At 70.0% G+C, this 12,459-nt stretch carries 17 protein-coding genes; 11 read left to right on the top strand and 6 right to left on the bottom strand.

What is annotated here, in order from left to right; all coding sequences use genetic code 11:
- Window position 1 precedes the first annotated feature (1 nt).
- Complete coding sequence (locus ACWDZ6_RS23415; RefSeq protein ID WP_451504377.1) at window positions 2-919, top strand: NADP-dependent oxidoreductase; 918 nt, start codon at window positions 2-4, stop codon at window positions 917-919.
- Here the strand turns inward: ACWDZ6_RS23415 and ACWDZ6_RS23410 are convergent.
- Window positions 900-1,481, bottom strand: a complete 582-nt coding sequence (locus tag ACWDZ6_RS23410; protein WP_451504376.1) for a sugar O-acetyltransferase — start codon at window positions 1,479-1,481, stop codon at window positions 900-902. The two genes, ACWDZ6_RS23415 and ACWDZ6_RS23410, sit on opposite strands and share 20 nt — an antisense overlap.
- Window positions 1,482-1,569: 88 nt before the next feature.
- Here ACWDZ6_RS23410 and ACWDZ6_RS23405 point away from each other — a divergent pair, with 88 nt between their 5' ends.
- The 3 genes from ACWDZ6_RS23405 to ACWDZ6_RS23395 all read left to right on the top strand — a co-directional run bounded on the left by ACWDZ6_RS23405 (window position 1,570) and on the right by ACWDZ6_RS23395 (window position 4,481).
- Window positions 1,570-2,211, top strand: a complete 642-nt coding sequence (locus ACWDZ6_RS23405) for a lipoprotein (RefSeq protein ID WP_451504375.1) — start codon at window positions 1,570-1,572, stop codon at window positions 2,209-2,211.
- 66 nt (window positions 2,212-2,277) lie between these two features.
- On the top strand, window positions 2,278-3,117 hold the full coding sequence (locus tag ACWDZ6_RS23400; protein WP_351461248.1) for a nitrilase-related carbon-nitrogen hydrolase: 840 nt from the start codon (window positions 2,278-2,280) through the stop codon (window positions 3,115-3,117).
- Window positions 3,118-3,362: 245 nt separating this feature from the next.
- Complete coding sequence (locus ACWDZ6_RS23395) at window positions 3,363-4,481, top strand: DUF2786 domain-containing protein (RefSeq protein WP_451504374.1); 1,119 nt, start codon at window positions 3,363-3,365, stop codon at window positions 4,479-4,481.
- Between the two features lie 120 nt (window positions 4,482-4,601).
- Here ACWDZ6_RS23395 and ACWDZ6_RS23390 read toward each other — a convergent pair whose 3' ends face one another.
- The 4 genes from ACWDZ6_RS23390 to rpmB form a co-directional block, all read right to left on the bottom strand.
- Window positions 4,602-5,276, bottom strand: a complete 675-nt coding sequence (locus tag ACWDZ6_RS23390) for a hypothetical protein (protein ID WP_451504373.1) — start codon at window positions 5,274-5,276, stop codon at window positions 4,602-4,604.
- A gap of 234 nt (window positions 5,277-5,510) precedes the next feature.
- Window positions 5,511-5,975, bottom strand: coding sequence for a hypothetical protein (locus ACWDZ6_RS23385; RefSeq protein ID WP_451504372.1), 465 nt, complete (start codon window positions 5,973-5,975; stop codon window positions 5,511-5,513).
- A 38-nt stretch (window positions 5,976-6,013) separates the two neighbouring features.
- Window positions 6,014-6,319, bottom strand: coding sequence for a 30S ribosomal protein S14 (rpsN, locus tag ACWDZ6_RS23380; protein WP_451504371.1), 306 nt, complete (start codon window positions 6,317-6,319; stop codon window positions 6,014-6,016).
- On the bottom strand, window positions 6,319-6,555 hold the full coding sequence (rpmB, locus tag ACWDZ6_RS23375) for a 50S ribosomal protein L28 (RefSeq protein WP_451504370.1): 237 nt from the start codon (window positions 6,553-6,555) through the stop codon (window positions 6,319-6,321). The genes rpsN and rpmB overlap by 1 nt, the downstream gene beginning before the upstream one ends.
- A gap of 70 nt (window positions 6,556-6,625) precedes the next feature.
- Between rpmB and rpmG the strand changes: the two genes are divergently transcribed.
- From rpmG to ACWDZ6_RS23350, 5 genes are all read left to right on the top strand, one after another.
- The gene (gene rpmG, locus ACWDZ6_RS23370) at window positions 6,626-6,790 is read left to right on the top strand and encodes a 50S ribosomal protein L33 (protein WP_389179442.1); all 165 of its coding nucleotides are present in this window, start codon (window positions 6,626-6,628) and stop codon (window positions 6,788-6,790) included.
- Between the two features lie 5 nt (window positions 6,791-6,795).
- Entirely contained in the window at window positions 6,796-7,044 is a 249-nt protein-coding gene (locus ACWDZ6_RS23365; RefSeq protein ID WP_451504369.1) for a type B 50S ribosomal protein L31, read from the top strand.
- Entirely contained in the window at window positions 7,041-8,189 is a 1,149-nt protein-coding gene (locus tag ACWDZ6_RS23360) for a CobW family GTP-binding protein (RefSeq protein WP_451504368.1), read from the top strand. The genes ACWDZ6_RS23365 and ACWDZ6_RS23360 overlap by 4 nt, the downstream gene beginning before the upstream one ends.
- The gene (gene rpsR, locus ACWDZ6_RS23355) at window positions 8,189-8,431 is read left to right on the top strand and encodes a 30S ribosomal protein S18 (RefSeq protein ID WP_451504367.1); all 243 of its coding nucleotides are present in this window, start codon (window positions 8,189-8,191) and stop codon (window positions 8,429-8,431) included. Before ACWDZ6_RS23360 ends, rpsR begins: the two co-directional genes overlap by 1 nt.
- Window positions 8,432-8,708: 277 nt before the next feature.
- Complete coding sequence (locus ACWDZ6_RS23350) at window positions 8,709-8,951, top strand: DUF397 domain-containing protein (RefSeq protein WP_326655329.1); 243 nt, start codon at window positions 8,709-8,711, stop codon at window positions 8,949-8,951.
- A gap of 154 nt (window positions 8,952-9,105) precedes the next feature.
- Here ACWDZ6_RS23350 and ACWDZ6_RS23345 read toward each other — a convergent pair whose 3' ends face one another.
- On the bottom strand, window positions 9,106-9,612 hold the full coding sequence (locus ACWDZ6_RS23345; RefSeq protein ID WP_326651647.1) for an ATP-binding protein: 507 nt from the start codon (window positions 9,610-9,612) through the stop codon (window positions 9,106-9,108).
- Window positions 9,613-9,923: 311 nt separating this feature from the next.
- On the opposite strand from ACWDZ6_RS23345, the gene ACWDZ6_RS23340 reads away from it, so the two are divergent.
- Together ACWDZ6_RS23340 and ACWDZ6_RS23335 are read left to right on the top strand one after the other, a co-directional pair.
- Entirely contained in the window at window positions 9,924-10,787 is an 864-nt protein-coding gene (locus ACWDZ6_RS23340; RefSeq protein WP_451504366.1) for a helix-turn-helix domain-containing protein, read from the top strand.
- A 69-nt stretch (window positions 10,788-10,856) separates the two neighbouring features.
- Complete coding sequence (locus tag ACWDZ6_RS23335) at window positions 10,857-12,314, top strand: aldehyde dehydrogenase family protein (protein ID WP_366731306.1); 1,458 nt, start codon at window positions 10,857-10,859, stop codon at window positions 12,312-12,314.
- Window positions 12,315-12,459: the final 145 nt, after the last annotated feature.

Raw genomic sequence — 12,459 nt, 5'->3', positions numbered from 1 at the left:
CATGGAAGCGATCGTCTTCGAAGAGTTCGGCGGACCCGGGGTACTGGGGCTGGCGCAGGCAGAGGAGCCGCACGCCGGTCCCGGCCAGGTGCGGGTGAAGGTCATGGCGGCGGGGGTCAACCCGCTCGACTACAAGATCCGTTACGGCTGGATGGAGCAGGCGTCCCCGACGACGCTTCCCTCGGTCCCGGGCCTGGAGTTCGCCGGGATCGTCGACGAGGTCGGCGAAGGTGTGACTACCGCATCGGTCGGCGACGAGGTGCTGGGCTGGACCACTACCGGTGCGTACGCGCAGTACGCCCTGGCCGAGTCCTTTGTGCTCAAGCCGGCCGGACTGGACTGGGCCGAGGCGGCGGCCCTGCCGGTCGCGACCGAGACCGCCCGGCGGGTGCTCGATCTGCTCGGCGTGCGCAGCGGCGAGACGCTGCTGCTGCACGGGGCCGCCGGAGTGGTCGGCGCTGTGGCCGTCCAGCTCGCCGTGGCGGCAGGGGTCACGGTCATCGGCACGGCCTCCACGGCCAACCACGACTATCTGCGGGAGCTGGGCGCGACTCCGGTCGCGTACGGCGACGGCTTGGTCGGGCGCGTCCGCGCGGCCGCTCCCCGGGGTGTGGACGCCGTCTTCGACGCGGCGGGCAAGGACGCGCTGCCGGCCTCGGTCGAACTGCGCGGCGGCACCACGGACCGGATCATCACCATCGCGGACCCGGCCGCGGCCGCGCACGGGGTCCGCTTCTCGGCGGGCGGCACCGAGAGGCCGGAGATCGGCCTGGCGGAGCACGTCCGGCTGGCGGCCGACGGCAGGATCCGGATTCCGGTGGTGGAGGTCTTCCCGTTGGCGGACGCGGCCAGGGCGCACGCGCTGAGCGAGACGGGCCATGTGCGCGGAAAGCTGGTCATCACTCCGTTCCAGGGATGAGCGTGGTGGTGAGCGCGCGGACGACGCGGGCCGGGTTGCCCACCGCGAGCACCCCGGCCGGCAGGTCCTTGGTGACCACGGAGCCGGCGCCGACCACGGTGTTCTCGCCGATGGTCACGCCGGGGCAGACGATCACCCCTCCGCCCAGCCAGACGTTCTCCCCGATGATGATCGGGGAGGCCCTCTCCCAGCCTGCCCGGCGGCGTTCGGTGTCCAGCTCGTGGGCAGGAGTGAGGAGTTGGACGTTCGGGCCGATCTGTACGTCCGCGCCGACCGTGATCGGAGCGGCATCCAGAAAGACCGCGTTGAAGTTGATGAACGTACGGTCGCCGATGGAGATGTAGCGGCCGTAGTCGCACTGGAACGGCGGCCGGATACGTACGTCCTCGCCCACCGAGCCGAGCAGTCCGGCGAGGATCTCGGCGCGCCGGGCGGGGGCCGCGCCGCCGTTCGCGTTGTAGGCGGCGCAGAGGGCGGAGCGCCGTTCGGTGTCCGCGTCCAGCTCGGGATCGTCCGGGAGGTACCACTCGCCTGCCAGCATGCTGTCCTTGTTCTCGCCCATCCCACGTCCCTCCACGGCGTTCGACGTCTCTAGGATCGACCACGGGATCGATCAAGTGTGTTCGAACTGACCCAGGGGTGGGGGAATCGTGGTACGAGGTCTGCTGCGCGGCGCAGGTGCGGGACTGGTCCCGGCGGTGCTGGCGATGGCGGTGCTGACCGGCTGTTCGGCCGAGCCGGTGCCGGAGCCGGACAGGCCGGCGGGCGGGGCGAAGGCCGCGAAGGGTGCAGCGGAGAGTGTCACGAAGGGCGGCACGGTCGGAGCCGCGGGTTCGGCATGCGCACTGCCCGTCTCGTTCGACCTCGCGGCAAACTGGAAGCCGGAGGCCGTCAAGAACGACCCGGCGTTCGGGCTGCCGAAGCAGGGCCTCGTCACTCTCGTCTGCGAGATCGACGCCAAGCCGGCCGGGAACATCGGCTTTCTCCGCGTCTGGACCGGCGGCGGCAGCGGCGACGACGCGCGAAAGGCGCTCGAAGCGTTTGTCGCGGCGGAGGCGAAGAGCCGCGACAAGGTCGCGTACAGCGCGACGAAGGCGGGCGAGTACGCCGCCGCCGAGGTGACCTACCTCAACACCGGCGAGTTCCTGGACGCGCCCAAGAAGGAGCGGGCGCTCGCCTTCACGACCCCGCGCGGTGTGGTTGTCCTGCACCTCGGCGGATTCGACTCGCAGGAGCACGAGGAGATGCTCCCGGCGTACGAGCTGGCGAAGAGGAGCGTGCGCGGCGCCTGACGGGCCCCGCATCCGTACGGGCCCGCCCGAGGTGCCCGATCGTCGCGGCGCTGCGAGGCTTGGTCCATGCGAGTGGCGCTGGCACAGACCGACTGCGCGCTGGGCGAGGTGGACCAGAATCTCCGGACGGCCCGCGAGCAGATCGAGCAGGCCGTGGCCCAGGGTGCGGACCTCGTCGTCTTCCCCGAGCTGAGCCTGCACGGCTACCACCTGGGCGCGCTGAAGCGGGACACCTCGGTGGAGGCGCGCGACCCGCGGCTGCTGGAGCTGGGGACGCTCGGAACGGATGTGCTGGTCGGGTTCCACGAGCACACCCGGTTGCGGGCGCACAACACCAGCGCCTACTACAGCGACGGTGAACTGCTGCACGCGCACCGGAAGTTGTACCTCCCCAACTATCTGGCGTGGGAGGAGCGCAAGCACGTCAGCCCCGGCCAGTCGGTGCGCGCGTACGACCTGCCGCGGAATCAGGGCCGGGGCGCGACCCTCGTCTGCAACGACGCCTGGCAGCCTGTGCTGCCCTGGCTCGCCGTGCAGGACGGTGCGGAGGTCGTGATCGTACCGGCGAACAGCGCCGCCAGCCTGGACCCCGAGGCGATGGACACCGGCCTGTACTGGGACAGCCTGCTGTCCTACACGGCACGGATGCTGCAGTGCTGGGTCGTCTTCGTGAACCGGGTGGGGAGCGAGAACGGCGCCTCGTTCTGGGGCGGGTCCCGTGTCGTGGACCCGCGCGGAGCCGTGGTGGCCCAGGCCCCCAAGTGGGAGCCCGGCCTGGTCACCGTCGACATCGACGTCCACGAGGCGCGCCGCCAGCGGCGGGCCGTGCCGCTGGTGGCGGAGGCGCGCCTCGGGCTGATCGACCGGGAGGTCCGGCGGCTGATCGACGAGGGCGGGGACAGCTAGGGCTGCGTCCCGCCCCGCCGCACGGCGGAGCGGGACGCTCCCGTACGCGGATGTGCGATGCGTCCCCGGCCACAGCATGAACGCATGCCGGAGGTGAGCGCTCTGCCGAATGTGCCGTGCCGGGCGGTGCTCGCGGGCCCACGCCGTGCCGCTGGTCACCACGACCGGACGACTGCCGGGGGGCCGGGGCCGGCTGACTCGGGCCTCGGGGCAGGGCCGGCCGTACCGCCTGGGATCATCGATACGTGAGTACGGTCGAGAAGGCGCTGGCAGGTGCGCTGTACGTGGAGGACGACTCGGCGCTGGACACCGCGGCCTCGAGGCTCGCGGCGGACCGGGCCGCCGACGCGGAACTGCGGACGCGCGGCGAGGAGTTCGTGCGCCGGGCGTGGGAGCGGGGCTGGCAGCCGGCCGATGTCGTACGGATCGTCCGGCGCGACCTGGACGAACACCATGTGCGGCTCGTCTGCGGCCTGATCGCCGCGGAGACGAAGCGCTACGGGGAGCGGCTGCCTCCCCGCTGGTCCGGGCAGCTCGCCGATCTCGAGGCAGGGGAGTGGCGCGCCGACCGCTTCTCGTACGCGACGGCGGTGCTCGAGCTGTACCGGCTGCTGGTCCGCCTCCCGTCGATCGAGCCGGTCGGCCCGGTGCCGGGCGCTTCCGCCCTGCACATGGCTCCGTCGGCCGGGGAGCCGCGGATGCTCACTCGGGTCCGCGCGTTGCTGGCCAAGGCGGAGGCGACCGGCTTTCCGCAGGAGGCGGAGGCGCTCACCGCCAAGGCGCAGGAGCTGATGGCGCGGCACAGCATCGACGAGGCGGTGCTCGCGGCGCAGACCCATCGGCCCGATGTGCCCGGGGCCTGCCGGATCGGTGTGGACGCGCCTTACGAGACGGCCAAGGCGATCCTGCTCGACGCGGTCGCCTCCGCGAACCGCTGCCGCGCGGTGTGGAACAGCGGATTCGGCTTCTCGACGGTCGTCGGCTTCGAGGCAGATCTGGAGGGGGTCGAGCTGCTGTACACCTCGCTGCTGGTGCAGGGGACCTCGGCGATGACACGCGCCGAGGCGGGCCAGCGCGCCGGTGGCCGCAAGCGGACGAAGACTTTCCGGCAGTCCTTCCTGATGGCGTACGCGAGCAGGCTGGGGGAGCGGCTGGCGGCGGCGACCGAGAGCGTGACCGCCGACGAGGGCCTGCTGCCGGTGCTGGCGTCCCGGGACGTGGCGGTCACGGATCACGCGGACCGGATGTTCCCGCGGACGACGAGCACCCGGGTGCGTGGGGTGACGGACCTGGCGGGCTGGGAGCACGGCACGACCGCGGCGGACGGCGCGCGTATGCCGAAGGCGCACCCTCCGCTCCCCTGAGGACCCCGCTCCCCTGAGGACCGCGATGCGGACCGCCCGGATGCGGGCGGGGTCGAGCGACGCGTACGTCGACGGCGGATCCCCCTGCCCCGCCCTGAGGCGGGGCAGGGGTCCGTGGGGTCATCGCTGCTGGATGAGCGCCCTGCCCGCACGGGCGTCGGCGGAGCAGGACTTCTTCTCCGCAGCGGTCATCTTGCGGCTCTTGACGACCACCGCGTTGCTCGTGCCGTCCGTGCCGTTCGGGGCGGGACCGGTGATGGTGTCCTGCCAGAACCAGTAGTAGTGACCCCACTTGGGGCTGTCGTAGTGGGTCTGCCAGGTGCCGGAGACCTTCTGCATCACCTGGGCGCGGGAGATCCAGCCCACTTCACCGGGCTTGACCGTCATGCCGAGGGAACTGCTCTCCGAGTGCGTGCTCGACCAGGTGTGGCTGTACGTCGCCGTCACACTCAGGTCGATGATGCCCGCGATCTTGCCGCCCGCGGTCACCGAGACGCCGGCCGAGTCGGTCGAGCCCACGGTGTCGTTCCAGGTCATGGACTGAGTGGCGTCCGACGTACTGCAGTTGAAGAGCGAGTCGGAGACCTGGCGGAACTCACCCAGGTACGCCTCGCCCAGCTGGGGGGAGTTGAAGGTGCACTTGCCCTCGCCGGAGGCGCAGTCCGCCGTGAGCTGCGGCAGTGTCGGCTGCTCATCGGCGACCGCGTTCGGGGCGGCCGCCGCCGCTATCCCGCACGCGGCCACGGTCGTGACCAGTAAACGGCTGCCGTACCGCATGGCGCGGTTGTTCGTCATCCTGATGCCTTTCGCATGTGCTGGGGGGTCGGTGAATCCGACTGCGGGTTGCGGGGAGTTGATGCACCCCATGCCCGTCGGCGATCACCGCCTGGTGCGTCTGCGATTGTCCTGACAACGAGCCCGACACGCCAGGGCGGCGCAACGACGACGGGCCACCAACCACGACGGGCCACGAATGACAACGGGCCACGAACCCGGGGAGGGTCCGCGGCCCGTAACCGGCCCCGTACGTCAGGGAGTCGGAATGCCGGTCGGCAGCCCCGTCGGCAGCTTGCCCGCCGCCGACTTGATGAGCATGTCCTTCGCGCCGGCGTCCCACGAGATGACCAGCGTCTTGCCGTCGTTGGACTCGATCGAACCCATCGTGCGGTCGGTGTTCCCGTCCGCGCACTTCAGCGACAGCATCTGCTTGCCCATGTCGGACACCTCGCCGGTGCACGCGTGCCCGTCGGCCAGCAGTACCGCCTTGGTGCCGGTGACGGCCAGGGACACGGCCTTGCCCTCGGTCACGCCTGCCCAGGCGCCCTCGATGTTCCCGCTGCCCGCGCCGGCGTCGCCGCCCGCTTCCGTCGGTGCCGTGGACGCCTTCTCCTTGCCCGCGTCGTCACCGCCGTCGCTGCCGCAGCCGGACAGCACGAGAGCTGCGGCCGCGACAAGACCCGCCGCGGCGACTGACCTACGTACACGCTTGTGCACTTCTCTGTCCCCCTTGTCGGTTCCAAGACCGCGCCAAGCTACCAGGAGGACTTCCGCACCCCCGGCAGGAACCCGGCGTGCGCCTGTTCACGAAGCCGCACCCGGGAAAGCCCGAACTTCCGCAGATGCCCGCGGGGCCGGCCGTCCACGCTGTCCCGGTTCCGTACCCGCGTGGCGCTCGCGTCGCGCGGCTGGCGTCGCAACTCCGCCTGCGCGGCGATCCTTTCGGTCCTGCTCGTGCCCGGGCGGCGGATGATCTCCTTCAACTCCGCCCGCCGAGCGGCATATCGCTCCACGATCACCTTGCGCCGCTCATTGCGGACGATCTTGCTCTTCTTCGCCATCAGACCTTCACCCCGCGGGCACGGATCCGGGCCACGGCCGCTTCGATGCCGATGGTGTCGACGGTCTTGATCGCGCGGGCGCTCAGCGTCAGCCGGACGTGGCGGCCCTCGCTCGGCAGCCAGTAGCGCCTGCGCTGGATGTTGGGGTCGAAGCGACGGGGTGTGCGCCGGTGCGAGTGGGAGATGTTGTTGCCGAAACCCGGCTGGGCGCCGGTCAGCCGGCAGTGCGCGGACACAGGTGTTCCACCTCTCGTTGGGGCGGGGCTCCATTTGGTAATGGAAACCATTTTCATCTATCCTAACCCCATGGCCCGCAATGAAATCCGCCCGATCATCAAGCTCCGCTCCACGGCAGGCAGCGGCTACACGTATGTGACCCGCAAGAACCGCCGTAACGACCCCGACCGCATGACCCTGCGCAAGTACGACCCGCTCGCCCGCCGCCACGTCGACTTCCGAGAGGAGCGCTGAGCCGCATGAAGCCCGGAATCCACCCCCCGTACGGCCCAGCCGTCTTCCGCGACCGGGCGGCCGGCTTCGCCTTCCTCACCCGGTCCACCGCCACCAGCGAGAAGACGGTCGAGTGGGAGGACGGCAACACCTACCCCGTGATCGATGTCGAGGTCTCCTCCGCGAGCCACCCCTTCTATACGGGGACCGCGCGTGTGCTCGACACGGCCGGCCGCGTGGAGCGCTTCGAGCGCCGTTACGGAGGCCGGGGATGACGCAGTTGGCCGTCACGCTCGTCGGCGGGCTGCACTCCGACGCCCGCAAGGCCGCCGTGGAGCGGCTGCTGGCCACCGTTCCCGGCAGCGTCGCGCTCCACCACGACCTCTCGACCGCGGTACAGGGCACGGTCGTCCGGACCGTCCGCGACGCGCGCGGCGTCCGTGACACCGGCGAGGCGCCGCTGGTCAACGACTGTGCCTGCTGTGCACTGCGCGAGGACCTGGTGCCCGAGCTGGAGCGGCTCGCGGACGACGGCACGACCCGGCTCGCGGTCGTCGAGCTCTGGGACTCGGTCGAGCCCAAGGCGATGGCAGAGGTCGTCGCGGCGCACGGCGGCGAACGCCTCGTCATCACCGCGGTGATGACGGCCGTCGACCCGGCGCTGCTGCTGCCCTACCTGGGCAACGGCGACGACCTGATGGACGCCGGACTCGCGGCCGCCACCACTGATCAGCGCACCGTCGCCGACACCTGGGCGCGCCAGCTCGAGTACGCGCCGGTGCTCGCCGTCGTCGACGGCGAAGGACCTCAGGGTGCTTCCGACGAGGATCGCGCGCTCCTGGCGCAGCTGCATCCGACCGCCCGCCAAGTGGCCGTCGAGGGACCAGGACTGGCCGTCGCCGCGCTGGCCGGCTTCGACGTCGAGTCCGCCGCGGCCGCGCAGCATCCGGCCTGTGCGCTGCTGCCGCACGACGCGGACGACTGCGGGGTCGGTACGTACGTCTGGCACCGCAGCCGTCCCTTCCACCCGGAGCGGCTCTACCGGGCGCTGGAGGACCTGACCTGCGCGGCGGCCCGCAGTCGCGGCCGGTTCTGGCTGGCCGACCGCCCGGACACCCTGCTGGCATGGGATGCCGCGGGCGGCGCGCTCTGCGTGGAGAGCGCGGGCCCCTGGCTCGCCTCGTTGCCGGATGCCGCCTGGGAGCTGGTGCCGCCGGTCCGCCGGGCAGCGGCCGCGCTGGACTGGCACCCCGAGCACGGCGACTGCTGCCAGCACCTGGTCTTCACCTCGCCGGGCCTGGACCGCGACGGCCTGGAACAACTCCTCGAATCCTGTCTGTTGACCGATGCCGAGTACGCCGCGGGCCGCGAGGCCTGGAAGCGGCTGCCGCCCGCCTTCGACTCCCTCCTGGAGGCCTGATGTCCCCGCGCCGCACCGACCCGCGCAAGCCCGTCAAGTCCCGCCCCAATCCGCTGGACCGGGCGGGGATCACCTGCATCGACTACAAGGACACCGATCTGCTCAGGAGGTTCATCTCGGACCGCGGCAAGATCCGCGGCCGCCGGGTGACGCGGGTGAGCGCCCAGCAGCAGCGGCAGCTGGCGTCGGCGATCAAGAACGCCCGGGAGATGGCGCTGCTGCCGTACGCCTCCGCCCGCTGACGCGCCGGCAGGCGGGCCCGCACTTCCGGGTCCGCCGGGCCGGTGTCTCGGGCCGGGACCGCCGCCGACCGGACAGTCGCCCGGACATGGGATCCGGAAGGGCGCGGCGCGCGTCTCTTCCTTGTGTGGGAGGCGCTTCCTTGTGGGGGAGACGCCGGAGAAGCTGTAACCGAGGGACCACCCCGCGTGCACGTGCATCTGCTCATGCATTGGCATATGAACAGAGCTATGATCCGGGACAGTTGACCTAATGCACCTTGTCCCCCGGGAGCGACTCGTGCACCACGCGTACAACGGCATCGCGGCCACGGAGCTCCACGGGGTCGTCTGGCAGAAGAGCAGACACAGCAACTCCCAGGGCTCGTGCGTGGAGTTCGCCAAGCTGCCGGGCGGGGACGTGGCGATGCGCAACTCACGGCACCCCGACGGCCCCGCACTCGTATATACGCCTGCGGAGATCGAAGCGTTGCTTCTGGGCGTCAAGGACGGGGAATTCGATCACCTGATCGTGGGGAGGTAGCCCGCACGGAGGCGGGCCCTGCTCAGCCCCGAGGCGCTGCTCAACCCCGAGGTCCCGCTCAACCCCGAGGTCCCGCTCAACCCCGAGGCACCGCCCGGCTCAGCAGGCCTGGCCTGCCCGGCCCAGGGGCCCGGCCAGGCCCCTAGCGGTACGGCTAGCCCAGCAGGAACAGCGCCCAGACGACCTTTCCGTGCAGCGACCCGGCGAGCGGGTGCCAGCCCCAGCTGTCGCTGAAGGAGTCCACCAGGAACAGACCGCGGCCCGACTCGGCCGCACCACTGGGGTCGGGAAAAGGGATGTCGCCGCTCTCGCCGGCCCCGGGACTGACCTGGCTGGGGTCGCGCACCGCGCACACCAGACGGCTCGTCCAGCGCATCAAGTGGAGCCGTACGGGCGGTTCCTGAACCTCCCGCGGCGGGTCCTTGGGCAGCGCGTGCCGCAGGGCGTTGGTGACGAGTTCGGAGACGACCAGCGCGACATCGTCGAATCTGTCGCTCAGATCCCACTGGCCGAGCGTCGCCTTGGTGAACTGCCGCGCTCCGCGCACCGCTTCATAGCGGGCGGGCAGTGCGCACGAGGCCGAGCTGGAAACCGCTGCGGGATCGATGGGGGGAAGCCCCTGCCGTAACGGCTCGAGCATGGTCGATCCATTCATCCCCATGCGAGGCACTCCCGGGAATCGCGGCTGTGACGCTATAACACGAACGAGCACGCAGGTGCGCGAGGACCATGGTTCCGAATGCGTACGGCAGATGCAAGGGCAGATGCACGTGCACGCGCCGGACCTGTCCGACCCCGTGCCGGTTCTTGCTCATTTCTTCCGCCAATCTCTTTCGCCCCCTTCCCGAAGCCTTCTCATTTCCGTAATCGAATGAGTACGGGCTGAAGCGTTTTGGTGGCAGAATCCCGGGTCTCGGGGTTCGGGGGTGCTCCGCCAGGCATACCTATGAGGCGATGGGGAGGGTTGGAGTCGTGACCGCAGGCGAGTCGAGCGGTTCCGTGGTACGGCGCATCCTGTTGGGCTCACAGTTGAGGCGGCTGCGCGAATCGCGTGGCATCACCCGTGAGGCGGCCGGGTACTCCATCCGCGCATCCGAATCCAAGATCAGCCGCATGGAGTTGGGACGGGTGAGCTTCAAGGCGAGGGACGTCGAGGATCTGCTGACGCTCTATGGAGTCGCCGACGAAGCGGAACGCGGATCCCTGCTCGGCCTCGCGAAGGAGGCCAATGTCGCCGGGTGGTGGCACAGCTACGGCGATGTGCTGCCCGGCTGGTTTCAGACATATGTGGGGCTGGAAGGCGCCGCCTCACTCATCCGCATCTATGAAGTGCAGTTCGTGCACGGCCTGTTGCAGACCGAGGCGTACGCGCATGCCGTGGTCACCCGCGGCATCCCGGACGCTCCCCGGGCCGAGATCGACCGCCGGGTCGCGCTCCGCCTCGAGCGCCAGAAGGCCCTCGTCTCCGAGCGCGCGCCACGCTTCCACGCCGTGCTCGACGAGGCCGCGCTGCGCCGTCCGTACGGCGACCGTGCCGTGATGCAGGGCCAGTTGAGGCATCTCATCGAGATCTCCGAGCAGCCGAACATCACCCTGCAGGTGATGCCCTTCAGCTTCGGCGGGCACGCGGGCGAGAGCGGCGCCTTCACCATGCTGCGCTTCCCCGAGTCGGACCTCTCCGACCTCGTCTATCTGGAGCAGCTCACCAGCGCCCTGTACCTCGACAAGCGCGAGGAGGTCGCTCAGTACGAACGGGTCATGCGGCGGCTCCAGGAGGACAGTCCGGATCCGGCCGAGAGCCGGGATCTTCTCCGCGGTCTTCTTCAACTCAGCTGAAACGCAAGTACGATGACGCGACATCAGGCGTCTGCCTCTGCAGCCTTCCGAGGTTAGGAATCGGATCACATGTCCTTGTTCACCGAGCTGGCCCACCAGTACATCGATGGCGAGTGGAGGCCGGGAAGCGGCTCCTGGGACATCATCGATTTCAACCCGTACGACGGCGAGAAGCTGGCCTCGATCCCGGTCGCCACCGCTGTGGAGGTGGACCAGGCCTACCGCGCCGCCGAGCGCGCGCAGGAGGGCTGGGCCGCGACCAATCCGTACACCCGCCGGCTGGTCTTCGAACGTGCTCTGCGGGTCATAGAGGACCGCGAGCAGGAGATCACCGAGACGATCATCGCGGAGCTCGGCGGCACCCATCTGAAGGCGGCCTTCGAGCTGCACCTCGCCAAGGAGTTCCTGCGCGAGGCGATGCAGCTGGCGCTGCGGCCCGAGGGCCGGATCCTTCCTTCGCCGACCGACGGCAAGGAGAACCGCGTCTACCGCCTGCCGGTCGGCGTCGTGGGCGTCATCAGCCCCTTCAACTTCCCCTTCCTGCTGTCGATCAAGTCGGTCGCGCCGGCGCTGGCGCTCGGCAACGCCGTGGTGCTCAAGCCGCACCAGAACACTCCGATCTGCGGCGGATCCCTGGTGGCCAAGGTGTTCGAGGAGGCGGGTCTGCCGGCCGGTCTGCTGAATGTCGTCATCACCGACATAGCGGAGATAGGCGACGCGCTGATCGCGCACCCGGTGCCGAAGGCGATCTCCTTCACCGGCTCGGACAAGGTGGGGCAGCACGTCGCCACTGTCTGCGCGGCGAACTTCAAGCGGGCCATCCTCGAACTGGGCGGCAACAGCGCGCTGATCGTGCTCGACGACGCCGATGTCGACTACGCGGTGGACGCGGCGGTCTTCAGCCGCTTCGTGCACCAGGGCCAGGTCTGCATGGCGGCCAACCGCATCCTGGTGGACCGGAAGGTGGAGAAGGAGTTCACCGAGAAGTTCGTCGCCAAGGTCAGGACCCTGAAGGTCGGCGACCCGTCGGACCCGCAGACCCATATCGGCCCGCTCATCAACTCCACGCAGGCCGACGCGGTGACATCGCTGGTCGAGCAGACGGTGGAGGCCGGCGCGACCGCGCTGCTGCGCGGGAGCGCCGAGGGCAATCTGGTGGGTCCTTCGGTGCTGACGGACCTGGCGGACGACTCGCCGATCCTGTCGCAGGAGATCTTCGGCCCGGTGGCGCTCGTCGTGCCGTTCGACGGGGAGGACGAGGCGGTCAGGATCGCCAACGACACTCCGTACGGCTTGAGCGGGGCCGTGCACACCGGTGACATCGAGCGCGGGGTACGGATCGCGCACCGGATCAACACGGGCATGATCCACATCAATGACAGCACGGTCCACGACGAGCCGATCGTCCCCTTCGGCGGCGAGAAGCACTCCGGCAGCGGGCGCCTGAACGGTGAGTCGATGATCGAGGCCTTCACGACCCAGAAGTGGATCTCGGTGCAGCACGGCCGTTCGCGGTTCCCGTTCTGACCTCGTTCGCGGTTCCCGTTCCGACCGTCGGGACCTTCTGGAAACTCTGCGCCCACGGGACCCTTGCGGACAGAAACTGACCGCAAGGGTCCGTAGCGTGAGAGGTGTCAGAAGGAGGGCGGACAGCCTCTCCGTGAAGCACCCG

It is taken from the genome of Streptomyces sp. NPDC002926 (assembly GCF_053591755.1).
Note: the sequence above shows the minus strand (reverse complement) of the source record. Positions and strands in the feature narration are given on the sequence as shown.